Genomic DNA, 12,184 nt, shown 5'->3' on the forward strand with positions numbered 1-12,184 from the left:
GTAATAATTCAGAATCCATTTTTCATCCCTTTGTTCTTTGAATTATGATATAATAGATAAGATTGAAATGGGAACGGAGAAGAAGAAAAATGGCTTTAACAGCAGGTATTGTAGGTTTGCCAAACGTTGGTAAATCAACCCTATTTAACGCAATTACAAAAGCAGGAGCAGAGGCTGCAAACTATCCCTTTGCGACCATTGATCCAAACGTTGGAATGGTAGAAGTTCCAGATGAACGCCTCCAAAAATTGACGGAAATGATTACTCCTAAGAAAACAGTTCCAACAACCTTTGAATTTACAGATATTGCAGGGATTGTTAAAGGAGCTTCTAAAGGGGAAGGGCTCGGGAACAAATTCTTGGCCAACATCCGTGAAGTAGATGCTATTGTCCATGTGGTTCGTGCCTTTGATGATGAAAATGTCATGCGGGAGCAAGGTCGTGAAGATGCCTTTGTCGATCCATTAGCAGACATTGATACCATTAACCTAGAATTGATTTTGGCTGACTTAGAATCTGTGAATAAACGCTATGCGCGTGTGGAAAAGATGGCCCGTACGCAAAAAGATAAGGAATCCGTTGCAGAATTTAACGTTCTTCAAAAGATTAAACCTGTTCTTGAAGATGGAAAATCAGCTCGTACCATCGAATTCACAGACGAAGAGCAAAAAGTAGTTAAAGGACTTTTCCTTTTGACCACGAAACCAGTTCTTTATGTAGCGAATGTAGATGAAGATGTGGTTGGAGAACCAGATTCGATCGATTATGTGAAGCAAATTCGTGAATTCGCAGTAACAGAAAATGCAGAGGTAGTGGTGATTTCTGCGCGTGCGGAGGAAGAAATTTCTGAGTTAGACGATGAAGATAAAAAAGAGTTTCTTGAAGCCATTGGTTTGACAGAATCAGGTGTGGATAAGTTGACCCGTGCAGCTTACCATTTACTTGGACTGGGAACTTACTTCACAGCTGGTGAAAAAGAAGTTCGTGCTTGGACCTTTAAACGTGGCATGAAAGCTCCTCAAGCAGCTGGTATTATCCACTCTGACTTCGAAAAAGGATTTATCCGTGCAGTAACGATGTCTTATGACGATTTGGTAAAATACGGATCTGAAAAGGCTGTAAAAGAAGCGGGACGATTGCGTGAAGAAGGGAAAGACTATATCGTTCAAGATGGTGATATCATGGAATTCCGCTTCAATGTGTAAAGAAAACAAGTAAATAACCAAAAGGTTGGAAAAAAATTCCAGCCCTTTTGGCTTTTGAAAGGGAAAGCAAATGACAAAATTAATCGTCGGATTAGGAAATCCGGGAGATAAATATGTAGAAACCAAACACAATGTGGGGTTTATGCTAGTAGATCAGCTAGCGAAGTCTCTCAATCTCACCTTCTCACATGATAAGATTTTTCAAGCAGATGTAACCTCTACTTTTATAGATGGAGAAAAGGTCTTTTTGGTCAAACCAACCACTTTTATGAATGAGAGTGGCAAGGCCGTACACGCACTTTTGACTTATTATGGCTTAGAGGTGGAAGATTTGGTCGTTATTTATGACGACTTGGATATGGAAGTCGGCAAGATTCGCCTTCGAGCTAAAGGATCGGCTGGAGGTCACAACGGAATCAAATCGATTATCAACCATATTGGAACTCAGACCTTTAATCGAATCAAGATTGGAATCGGAAGACCTAAGCATGGCATGTCAGTGGTCCACCATGTCTTAGGGAAATTCGATCAGGATGATTATGCTGCCATCCTCCTTGCCATCGACAAATCAGAAGAAGCTCTTCGTTTTTATTTGAAAGATGGTCAATTTGAAAAAGCAATGCAACGATACAATGGATAAATATAAGACACTGGTTGATCTATTTCAACAAAATAAAGATATCAGAAAATGGCAACAGGACCAGCAAAAAAGAAGTCGCTCTCTTTTACTAGGACTGTCTTCATCCACTAAAGCTATTACGATGGCAACAGCTGTTGAAAATGGTCACAAGGTCTTAGTCTTGACCTCCTCTCAAAATGAAGCAGAACGGCTTGCCAGTGATTTACTGGGATTACTAGGCGAAGAAAAGGTCTATCTTTTCCTCGGAGATGACAATCCCTTGGCAGAATTTGTCTTTGCTTCCCAGGAACGGGTCTTTTCTCGTTTGGAAGCTCTGGACTTTCTCCTAGCTCCAGAAAAAGAAGGAATCGTTATTGCCAATGTCAGTGGTAGCCGTTTGCTCTTACCTAATCCAAAGACTTTCAGCTCTATGATTCAACCTTTCTCTGTTGGAGAAGAACGAAATCTGACAGAATTGAAAGATACCCTACTGGCCATGGGCTATCAAAAGGTTTCACAGGTAAGCCAACAGGGTGAGTTTAGTCTTCGAGGGGATATTTTAGATCTTTTTGAAGCCAGTCAAGATTTCCCTTATCGCCTGGAATTTTTTGGAGATGAGATAGATGGCATTCGGACTTTCTCTCCAGAGACTCAACGTTCACTAGAAAATCTAGATGCGATAAGGGTTCATCCAGTTAGTGATATGCTACTAACGAAAGATGATTTTTTAAGAGGACAGAAGAACCTAGAAAATCTGATTCAAAAAAGCCCTAATCCAGAGCTAAAATCCTATTTGGCTGAGATTCTCACAGAGGCGCATCACCAGCGACTCCATGCAGATAGTCGAAAATTTCTCTCTCTTTTTTATCAGCAAACCTATACTCTCTTTGATTACCTGCCCAAGCATGCTCCTGTTTTTTTGGATGATTACCATAAAATCATGGATCAGGAAACGCGGTTTGATGTAGAAGTTGCTAATCTTTTGACAGAGGATTTACAAAAGAGTCGGTCTTTTTCTGAAGCTCAGTATTTTGCGGACAATAGCGCGCTCTTACGCACTTATAAACCAGCTTCTTATTTTTCAAATTTCCAAAAAGGCTTGGGAAATCTGCGATTCGATGCTCTCTATTCTTTTAACCAATACCCCATGCAGGAATTCTTTAGTCAATTTACTCTCTTAAAAGAGGAAATTGACCGTTTCCGTAAACAAGATTACACAGTCATCCTTCAAGTGACGAGTAAACAAGGCTTCCAGCAGTTACAAGAGCACTTGAGAGACTATGGGATCGACCTGGATTATCTTACACCCGATCATCTTCATCCAGGACAGAGCCAGTTGATCATCGGTGGTTTGGCACGTGGATTCCATTTTGTGGATGAGAAGATTGTCCTCATTACAGAGACAGAAATCTTTCAGAAAAAGGTTAAAAGAAAGATTCGTCGGCAAACCATTTCCAACGCTGAGCGGTTGAAAAACTACAATGAGTTGGAAAAGGGAGACTACGTCGTTCACCAGGTTCATGGAATTGGTCAGTATTTAGGACTAGAAACCATTGAAATTTCTGGCGTTCACCGAGACTATGTCTCCATCCAGTATCAAAATGGAGACCGGATTTCCATTCCTGTGGATCAAATCCAGATGCTGTCCAAGTATGTTGCGAGTGATGGCAAGCCTCCTAAAATCAACAAACTGAACGATGGTCGCTTCCAAAAGGCTAAACAAAAGGTCCGTCAAGAAGTAGAGGATATTGCAGATGATCTGATTCAACTCTATGCAGAGCGCAGTCAATTACAAGGCTTTGCTTTTACTCCAGACGATGAGAATCAAGAAGCTTTTGATCAGGCCTTTCCTTATGTTGAAACAGATGATCAGATTCGCTCTATCCAAGAAATTAAAAAAGATATGGAGTCTTCAAGCCCCATGGATCGCCTCTTGGTCGGTGACGTAGGCTTCGGGAAAACAGAAGTTGCTATGCGAGCGGCCTTTAAAGCTGTCAAAGACCACAAACAAGTAGCCGTATTAGTTCCGACAACAGTCTTAGCTCAACAGCACTATGCCAATTTCAAAGAACGCTTCGAGGCCTTTCCAGTAGAAGTCGATGTCTTGAGTCGTTTCCGGAGTCGTGCTGAGCAAAAAGAAACTTTGGAAAAACTAAAAAAAGGCCAGGTCGATATTCTGATTGGAACCCATCGCCTCTTATCTAAGGATGTGGAATTTGCGGATCTCGGTCTTATCGTGATTGATGAGGAGCAACGGTTCGGTGTCAAACATAAGGAAACCCTCAAGGAATTAAAGAAAAAAGTCGATGTCTTAACCTTAACGGCAACGCCCATTCCTCGTACCCTCCACATGTCTATGTTGGGAATTCGGGATCTATCTGTTATTGAGACCCCGCCGACCAATCGGTATCCTGTTCAAACTTATGTCCTAGAAACCAATCCAACCATTATACGAGATGCCATTCGTCGGGAGATGGATCGGGGAGGCCAGGTCTATTATCTCTACAATAAGGTGGACACCATTGAACAAAAGGTTTCAGAACTACAAGAATTAGTTCCAGAAGCCTCTATTGGTTTTGTCCATGGACAGATGAGTGAAGTGCGGTTAGAAAATACCTTGATGGACTTCATTGAAGGTGAGTATGATATTTTAGTCACAACCACCATTATTGAGACAGGAGTAGATATTCCTAATGCCAATACCCTCTTTATTGAAAATGCCGACCATATGGGCTTGTCTACCCTTTACCAATTGAGAGGCCGGGTCGGACGAAGCAATCGCATTGCCTATGCCTACTTGATGTATCGGCCGGACAAAACCTTGACAGAAGTTTCTGAAAAGCGCCTAGAAGCTATCAAAGGTTTCACTGAATTGGGATCTGGTTTTAAGATTGCTATGCGAGACTTGTCTATTCGAGGTGCGGGAAATATTTTAGGAGCTTCTCAGTCTGGCTTTATTGATTCTGTCGGATTTGAAATGTATTCACAGTTACTCGAAGATGCTATTGAGAAAAAACAAGGAAAAGAGAAAAAACGTCAAAAAGGAAATGCAGAACTCAATCTCCAAATTGATGCCTACATTCCAAGTGACTATATTTCCGATGAACGTCAAAAAATTGAAATTTACAAACGCATTCGAGAAATTCAAGTTCAAGAAGATTATGAGCTTTTGCAAGACGAATTGATTGATCGATTTGGAGAATACCCAGATGTGGTAGCCTATCTCCTAGAAATAGGGTTTATCAAATCTTATCTGGATCAGGTCTTTGTTAAAGTAGTCGATCGAAAAGACCAGCAACTAACGGTGAAATTTGAGCCAATTACTAAGCAACTTTTCTTGACTCAAGATTATTTTGCTGCCTTATCAGCAACGAATTTAAAAGCTCGTATTGCAGAAAGCCAAGGCTTGATTGAATTAATCTTTGATGTGCGAAATAAGAAAGATTTTGAAATTTTAGAAGGCTTGCGACGATTTGGGGAAAAATTACTAGCCATCAAGCAGGAAAAACTGGAAAAACAAGACTAGAAAAATAGATTTTACTGGGCTCTTTCTAAAAAAATGGTACAATAATACATTAGAGGTGATACGATGAGATTAGATAAATATTTAAAAGTTTCCCGCATTATCAAAAGACGCCCTGTAGCTAAAGAAGTAGCCGACAAGGGGCGCATCAAAGTTAACGGGGTCCTAGCAAAAAGTTCAACCGACTTAAAGGTAAATGACGAAGTCGAAGTTCGCTTTGGAAATAAGCTATTGACAGTAAAAGTGTTGGAAATGTTAGATAGCACCAAAAAAGAAGATGCGTCTAAAATGTATGAAATTATTCGTGAAACAAGGATAGAAGAAGATGCCTAAAAATATTGTACAAATGAATAATCGGTATATCCAAGACGAACATCAACGTCAGAAATACCAGAATGAAGAGCGGAAAAAACAAAACCGATTTATGGGTTGGGTTCTCATTTTAATTATTTTATTGTTCATCCTTCCAACCTATAATCTGGCTCAGAGTTACCAGACGCTTCAAAAACGCAAACAACAATATGTTCAATTGCAAGAACAATATCAGCAAACCCTTGAGGAAAAAGAATATCAAAAGGATATCGTAGAGAAATTGAAGGATGACGAATACGCTGCAAAATATGCACGCGCAAAATATTCCTTCTCTAAAGATGGCGAATATATTTATACGATACCTAACTTATTACCGAAATAATGGAAAATATTGTAAAAACAGTTCAACAATTTCTAGAATATTCTGATACAAAATTAGAAGAGTTAGCTAAAAAGAATCAAGCTTTAAAATTGCAGGAAGAAAATCAAGAAAGGAGCAAGGATGAATAAGTTAGTTTATTGGATGGTTTTTCCTACTTTCTTAGCCACCCAACCCTTATCTGATTCCTCCCAGCCCCAAATTCCTTTAACTTCTGATTCTTCTTACACTAGCCAAATAGGGACTCAAGACCATTTCTTTGTCTCCATCCCGTCCAATCCAAATGTTTATCAGCCAATCGTGACCTATTCAGATCCAGAATTGAGTCAAAAAGCTGGGGAAATCAAGCCTGATACTCCCTTTACTGTTGATCAATTATTTGTGAATGACCAAGGGAAATCTGTTTTTAAATTATCGAATAAACAGTATGTAGTAGCTGATCAAGATCAAATTTACGAAGATTCGATTTTGGAATTAACAGAAGAAAAAAAGACCATGTGGCTGTCATCCTCTTTTACAGTTTATGATCAACCTTTGGTGAATGGCGCAAAAAGTAAAAAAACAAGTCTGGCTCCCTATAGCAAGGTTCAAGTCACCAAGAGTGCCAAAACTTCAAAAGGGATCTACCTAGAAATTTCTGGCCAGGGTTGGATTTCAAAAGATGAACTTTCTGCTACAGATAATCGGATGGAAAAAGTCCAAGAGATTCTGAATCAGAAGTACAACAAAGATGGAATTGCAGTCTACGTGAAGCAAGTGGATACTGGAAAGACTGCCGGGATACATGAAGATCAGGAAATGTATTCTGCCAGTATAGCCAAGCTTTTATATTTGTACTATACTCAAAAAGAGTTGAATGAGAATCAAGTAGATTTGCAGACTTCTTTAAAGTATACAAAAGAAGTCAATGATTATCCTGGATCTTATGAACCGGAAGGTAGTGGAAGTATTTCAAAAACACCAGATGATAAAGATTATACCGTCGCTGATTTGATTAATCGGGTGGCCAAAGAATCTGATAATGTAGCTCATAATATTTTAGGCTATTATGTGACGCATCAATCAGATAAAGAATTTCAAAAGGTGACCAATAAGATTGCAGGAAAAACATGGAATGTAGAAAATAGAATGGCATCTGCAAAAATGGCAGGAAATGTCATGGAAGCTATCTACCAACAAAATGGTGGGATCATTGATGCTTTGTCGGATACTCGCTTTGATGATCAACGAATTTCAAAAGATATCCCAGTCAAGGTTGCTCACAAGATTGGAGATGCATATGATTTTCGTCATGATGTCGCCATTGTTTATACCGATTCACCATTTATTTTAGCTATTTTTACGGATCACTCTGATTACGAGACTATCTCAGAAATTGCAAAAGATATTTATGAGGTCTTACAGTAATGAAAGAAAAATTTCTTCAGTTCTGTCAAAAGGAGGGACTTTTTGAATCTCATCAAAAAGTCCTTTTGGCTTTATCAGGAGGAGTGGACTCCATGACCTTACTGGATTGGCTCTACCATTATCAGCATCAATTGGGAATCAACCTTGTTCTTGCTCATGTCAATCATCACCAACGCATTGAAGCTGATCAGGAGGAAAGAGGAATTTGGGAATTAGCTGAAGCAAAACATCTACCACTGAAGGTTGCCCATTTCTCTGGTCCTTTTTCTGAAAGCCGAGCTAGACAATTCCGCTATGACTTTTTTGAAAAAGTTATGAAAGAAGAAGCTTGTAGTGCTCTCGTTACTGCTCATCATATGGATGATCAGGCAGAAACCATTTTGATGCGTTTGATTCGTGGAAGTCGTCCGCGGCATTTAAAAGGAATTCCTTTAAAACAACCATTTGGGCAGGGTGTGTTGATTCGCCCTCTCTTATATTTCAAAAAAGAGGATTTTCCAGAAATTTTTCATTACGAGGATAAAAGCAATCAGTCTTTAGACTATTTTCGTAATCGTGTTCGTCATCGTTATCTCCCACTGTTAGAGGAAGAAAATCCTCAAGTGACGAGTGCTTTGGTCAACTTAGGTGAGGATCTCAGTCATTGGCACCAGGCCTTAAAAGAGTTGACCAAAGATTTGAATCCACAAGATGTGACACAGTTTCAAAAACAATCACCAGCTGTTCAAATTTATTTGCTAGAAGAGTATATAGCTAGCTTTCCAGATTTGCAGTTGAGTCGGGCGCAATTTGAACAACTGCATAGAATAGTAGTGAATAAATCCAATACGCAGCAAGTTCTAAAGAATGGTTATGAAATTTATAAAGATTACCACTATTTTGAAATTCGGAAAATCAGTCGTAGGACGGATGACCGACTGTCAGAAGATTTGTTACAATTTGGAACCATAAAGGCAGTAGGGGCTTATCGCTTTTTATTTGGAGTGGAACCGAGCGATTCATATATAGAGGCTATCCCACTTCCAAGCAACCATCCAGTTTCTATTCGATCCCGAAAAAAGGGAGATCGTATTCTAATGAACGGTCACCATAGAAAAATTAGCAGATTATTGATTAACCAAAAAATTCCCTTACATCAACGAAATAATCTGGTAGTTTTAGAACAAGATAAGCAAATATTGGCTATTCCTGAAATTGCGATCAGTGATTTGAGTAAGGAATTAAAAAATGATATAATGAGAGATACAATTTATATCCAGAAAATAGATAGGTAGAAAAGATGTTAGAGAACGATATCAAAAAGATACTCATTTCCCACGATGAAATCGTGACTGCAACACGTGAACTTGGTCAAAAACTGACAAAAGATTACCAAGGAAAAAATCCAATTTTAGTAGGGATTTTAAAAGGATCCGTCCCATTTATGGCAGAATTGATTAAGCATATTGATACGCATATTGAGTTGGATTTTATGTTGGTTTCTAGTTATCATGGTGGAACATCAAGTACAGGTGTGATCAATATTATCAAAGATATGGACCAAGACATTAAGGGAAGAGATATTCTCTTTGTTGAAGATATCATTGATACAGGTAAAACTCTCAAGAGTTTGAAAGAATTGTTTGAAGGCCGTCAACCGGCATCTGTTAAAATTGCCACCTTATTGGATAAACCTGAAGGTCGCTTGGTTGAAATTGAAGCAGATTACACTTGTTTCACTATTCCAAATGAATTTGTCGTGGGTTATGGTTTAGACTACGATGAGAACTATCGAAACCTTCCTTATATTGGAGTTTTGAAAGAAGAAGTATATTCAAAATAGAGGAAATTAGATGAAAAATAACAAAAACAATGGTTTTGTTCGAAATCCTTTTCTATACTTATTGATTATAGTGGCTGCTGTTACAGGTTTTCAGTATTTCTTTGCTGGAAACAGTATTGGACAAAGTCAGCAAATCAATTATACAGAATTGGTAAAAGAGATCAAATCAGACAATGTCAAGGAAATTAGTTACCAGCCAAACGGTAGTGTCATTGAAATTTCCGGTACCTATAACAAAGCAAAAACCAGTAAGGATGATACAGGGGTTCAGTTTTTCACTCCAAGCCCAAGCAAGGTCACTCGCTTCACTAGTGTGATCTTACCGTCCGATTTGACGGTTCAAGAATTACAAAACTTAGCATCCGAACATAAGGCTGACATCACTATTAAACGGGAAAGCTCAAGTGGAATGTGGATTACCATTCTGACTTCAATCGTTCCCTTTGTGATTGTCATGTTCTTCTTCTTCTCCATGATGAACCAAGGTGGTGGCGGTGGTGCCCGTGGTGCCATGAACTTTGGTCGTAACAAAGCGCGTGCTACCAATAAGGAAGATATCAAGGTTCGTTTTTCAGATGTTGCCGGGGCTGAAGAAGAAAAACAAGAACTCGTTGAAGTGGTTGAATTCTTAAAAGATCCAAAACGCTTTACAAAATTGGGTGCCCGTATTCCAGCAGGAGTCCTTCTTGAAGGCCCTCCAGGGACTGGTAAGACCCTTCTAGCAAAAGCAGTAGCAGGTGAAGCTGGAGTACCTTTCTTTAGTATTTCAGGTTCTGACTTTGTTGAAATGTTTGTCGGTGTCGGTGCAAGCCGGGTTCGTTCTCTATTTGAAGATGCTAAAAAAGCAGCACCAGCCATTATCTTTATCGATGAGATTGATGCTGTGGGACGTCAACGGGGCGTTGGCCTTGGCGGAGGAAATGATGAACGTGAACAAACCCTCAACCAGCTCTTGATTGAGATGGATGGTTTTGAAGGAAACGAAGGCATCATCGTGATTGCAGCCACTAACCGTTCCGATGTTCTAGATCCAGCCCTTCTTCGTCCAGGTCGTTTCGACCGGAAGGTTTTAGTCGGTCGTCCGGATGTAAAAGGACGAGAGGCTATCTTGCGTGTCCATGCTAAAAATAAACCATTGGCCAAAGATGTTGACTTGAAACTGGTTGCCCAACAAACACCAGGATTTGTTGGAGCAGATCTTGAAAACGTCTTAAACGAAGCAGCTCTAGTAGCGGCTCGTCGCAATAAGAAGGTCATTGATGCATCTGATATTGATGAAGCAGAAGATCGTGTGATTGCTGGTCCTTCTAAGAAAGACCGAACAGTTTCTCAAAAGGAACGCGAATTGGTTGCTTACCATGAGGCAGGGCATACCATTGTCGGATTAGTCTTATCTAATGCTCGTGTTGTCCACAAAGTAACCATCGTCCCACGTGGTCGTGCTGGTGGTTATATGATTGCTCTTCCTAAAGAAGACCAAATGCTTCTTTCTAAAGAAGATATGAAAGAGCAATTGGCTGGATTGATGGGAGGACGTGTTGCGGAGGAAATCATCTTCAATGTTCAAACCACAGGAGCTTCCAATGACTTTGAACAAGCGACCCAAATGGCGCGTGCTATGGTAACGGAATATGGAATGAGTGAAAAGCTTGGTCCAGTTCAATACGAAGGCAACCATGCCATGTTTGGAGCTCAAACGACTCAAAAATTCATTTCAGAGCAAACAGCTTATGAAATCGATGAAGAAGTAAGAAGTCTCCTAACTGAAGCTCGCAATAAAGCAGCCGAAATCATCCAAAATAATCGTGAGACTCATAAATTAATTGCAGAAGCCTTGTTGAAATACGAAACCTTGGACAGTGTTCAAATTAAGTCCTTGTATGAAACAGGTAAAATGCCAGAAGATACTGATTTAGAATTAGAAAAAGAATCTAAACCATTATCTTATGAAGAAATTAAATCAAAAATGGAAGAAAAATAGCAGATAACCTTTTAGTCTTCCAAATTTTATAAAAGGAGCCGAAATTTTCGGCTCCTTTTTTTTAAAAAAGTGTTGACAGATGAAAATGAACTGATATAATAGATTACGTTGTAAAAATGGTCCGTTGGTCAAGGGGTTAAGACACCGCCTTTTCACGGCGGTAACACGGGTTCGAATCCCGTACGGACTATCGCAAAAAGTTGTTACATTAGTAGCAACTTTTTTTGTATGCTAAAAACACTATTCTGCCATTCTTATCAAAATTATAACCGATTAGAGTTAGAAAAGATTCCAAATAGAAAATAAGAACAAAAAAATCCTAACCTCCTTTAAAATAAAGACAAGTTAGAAAGGAGGTCCAATGAACTTTAAAAAATCATATGAAAAAGTAAAATGGATAGTATGGAAATGTGAAAAGGAATTTTATATTCATCTTTGGGATCATGCAGATTGGGAACAAGAAGGTAGACTGGTACTATATGAGCTACAAATAAGTAATCCTGAAGTAGAAGAAAATGAAGAAATTCTATTAACCTACTTCAAAACAAAGTTTCGCAATCACATAAAGGATAAAGTTAGAAAACAAGAGAGTGATAAAAGGAAGTTAAATAAGGTACCCTATACAGAGATTGGAGAGATTAGTCATCGACTCCGATCAAAAGAACTCTTTTTGGATGAACTAGTCTTATTAAGAGGAGCCTTAAAGGAGTTCCGAAAAAATCTAACTGATCAAGAAAAAGAAGATTACGACAAATTACTGATGAACCAACGTTTCTCAGGAAAAGCAAAGATGCGTAGAAGGCTACAAGAATATTTGAAGGATTTCAAGGATCATCATTTATGAAAAAGGATGTAAGAAAGCATCCTTTTTCATAAAAATAAAAATTTTAAAAAATAGAAAAAAGTTATTGACAAGGAGAAGAGGTCGTGATATAC

Annotated in this window: 11 protein-coding genes and 1 tRNA gene; all 12 read left to right on the forward strand. The window is 38.9% G+C overall.

The window, feature by feature from the left end:
• Positions 1 to 89 precede the first annotated feature (89 nt).
• The 12 genes from ychF (at position 90) to DW930_RS10020 (ending at position 12,092) form a co-directional block, all read left to right on the forward strand.
• Positions 90 to 1,205 (forward strand): redox-regulated ATPase YchF, encoded by a 1,116-nt coding sequence (gene ychF / locus DW930_RS09970; protein WP_023024824.1) that lies wholly within the window; start codon positions 90 to 92, stop codon positions 1,203 to 1,205.
• Positions 1,206 to 1,275: 70 nt separating this feature from the next.
• Positions 1,276 to 1,845, forward strand: coding sequence for an aminoacyl-tRNA hydrolase (gene pth / locus DW930_RS09975; RefSeq protein ID WP_023027433.1), 570 nt, complete (start codon positions 1,276 to 1,278; stop codon positions 1,843 to 1,845).
• Positions 1,838 to 5,350 (forward strand): transcription-repair coupling factor, encoded by a 3,513-nt coding sequence (mfd, locus tag DW930_RS09980; RefSeq protein WP_042507489.1) that lies wholly within the window; start codon positions 1,838 to 1,840, stop codon positions 5,348 to 5,350. Before pth ends, mfd begins: the two co-directional genes overlap by 8 nt.
• 63 nt (positions 5,351 to 5,413) lie before the next feature.
• Positions 5,414 to 5,680 (forward strand): RNA-binding S4 domain-containing protein, encoded by a 267-nt coding sequence (locus tag DW930_RS09985; RefSeq protein WP_023024830.1) that lies wholly within the window; start codon positions 5,414 to 5,416, stop codon positions 5,678 to 5,680.
• On the forward strand, positions 5,673 to 6,041 hold the full coding sequence (locus DW930_RS09990) for a septum formation initiator family protein (RefSeq protein WP_023024832.1): 369 nt from the start codon (positions 5,673 to 5,675) through the stop codon (positions 6,039 to 6,041). Before DW930_RS09985 ends, DW930_RS09990 begins: the two co-directional genes overlap by 8 nt.
• Positions 6,041 to 6,169 (forward strand): SP_0009 family protein, encoded by a 129-nt coding sequence (locus DW930_RS10665; protein ID WP_006595319.1) that lies wholly within the window; start codon positions 6,041 to 6,043, stop codon positions 6,167 to 6,169. The genes DW930_RS09990 and DW930_RS10665 overlap by 1 nt, the downstream gene beginning before the upstream one ends.
• Positions 6,162 to 7,445, forward strand: a complete 1,284-nt coding sequence (locus DW930_RS09995) for a serine hydrolase (RefSeq protein WP_120701431.1) — start codon at positions 6,162 to 6,164, stop codon at positions 7,443 to 7,445. Before DW930_RS10665 ends, DW930_RS09995 begins: the two co-directional genes overlap by 8 nt.
• Positions 7,445 to 8,719 (forward strand): tRNA lysidine(34) synthetase TilS, encoded by a 1,275-nt coding sequence (tilS, locus tag DW930_RS10000; RefSeq protein WP_120701430.1) that lies wholly within the window; start codon positions 7,445 to 7,447, stop codon positions 8,717 to 8,719. Before DW930_RS09995 ends, tilS begins: the two co-directional genes overlap by 1 nt.
• A gap of 5 nt (positions 8,720 to 8,724) precedes the next feature.
• A complete protein-coding gene (gene hpt, locus DW930_RS10005) occupies positions 8,725 to 9,267 on the forward strand; it encodes a hypoxanthine phosphoribosyltransferase (protein WP_023024837.1) in 543 nt (180 codons plus the stop codon).
• Positions 9,268 to 9,277: 10 nt separating this feature from the next.
• Positions 9,278 to 11,248 (forward strand): ATP-dependent zinc metalloprotease FtsH, encoded by a 1,971-nt coding sequence (gene ftsH, locus DW930_RS10010; protein ID WP_117744867.1) that lies wholly within the window; start codon positions 9,278 to 9,280, stop codon positions 11,246 to 11,248.
• A 118-nt stretch (positions 11,249 to 11,366) separates the two neighbouring features.
• Positions 11,367 to 11,438, forward strand: a tRNA-Glu gene (locus tag DW930_RS10015).
• Between the two features lie 171 nt (positions 11,439 to 11,609).
• Positions 11,610 to 12,092 (forward strand): sigma-70 family RNA polymerase sigma factor, encoded by a 483-nt coding sequence (locus DW930_RS10020; RefSeq protein WP_123159949.1) that lies wholly within the window; start codon positions 11,610 to 11,612, stop codon positions 12,090 to 12,092.
• The last annotated feature ends 92 nt before the right edge of the window (positions 12,093 to 12,184 follow it).

Origin of the sequence: Streptococcus sp. AM43-2AT (assembly GCF_003603405.1) — a bacterium.
GTDB lineage: Bacteria > Bacillota > Bacilli > Lactobacillales > Streptococcaceae > Streptococcus > Streptococcus ilei.

Bases quoted from the DNA above. Each gene is read 5' to 3' on its own strand.
- ychF (WP_023024824.1), top strand. From the start codon at position 90: ATGGCTTTAACAGCAGGTATTGTAGGTTTGCCAAACGTTGGTAAATCA.
- pth (WP_023027433.1), top strand. From the start codon at position 1,276: ATGACAAAATTAATCGTCGGATTAGGAAATCCGGGAGATAAATATGTA.
- mfd (WP_042507489.1), top strand. From the start codon at position 1,838: ATGGATAAATATAAGACACTGGTTGATCTATTTCAACAAAATAAAGAT.
- DW930_RS09985 (WP_023024830.1), top strand. From the start codon at position 5,414: ATGAGATTAGATAAATATTTAAAAGTTTCCCGCATTATCAAAAGACGC.
- DW930_RS09990 (WP_023024832.1), top strand. From the start codon at position 5,673: ATGCCTAAAAATATTGTACAAATGAATAATCGGTATATCCAAGACGAA.
- DW930_RS10665 (WP_006595319.1), top strand. From the start codon at position 6,041: ATGGAAAATATTGTAAAAACAGTTCAACAATTTCTAGAATATTCTGAT.
- DW930_RS09995 (WP_120701431.1), top strand. From the start codon at position 6,162: ATGAATAAGTTAGTTTATTGGATGGTTTTTCCTACTTTCTTAGCCACC.
- tilS (WP_120701430.1), top strand. From the start codon at position 7,445: ATGAAAGAAAAATTTCTTCAGTTCTGTCAAAAGGAGGGACTTTTTGAA.
- hpt (WP_023024837.1), top strand. From the start codon at position 8,725: ATGTTAGAGAACGATATCAAAAAGATACTCATTTCCCACGATGAAATC.
- ftsH (WP_117744867.1), top strand. From the start codon at position 9,278: ATGAAAAATAACAAAAACAATGGTTTTGTTCGAAATCCTTTTCTATAC.
- DW930_RS10020 (WP_123159949.1), top strand. From the start codon at position 11,610: ATGAACTTTAAAAAATCATATGAAAAAGTAAAATGGATAGTATGGAAA.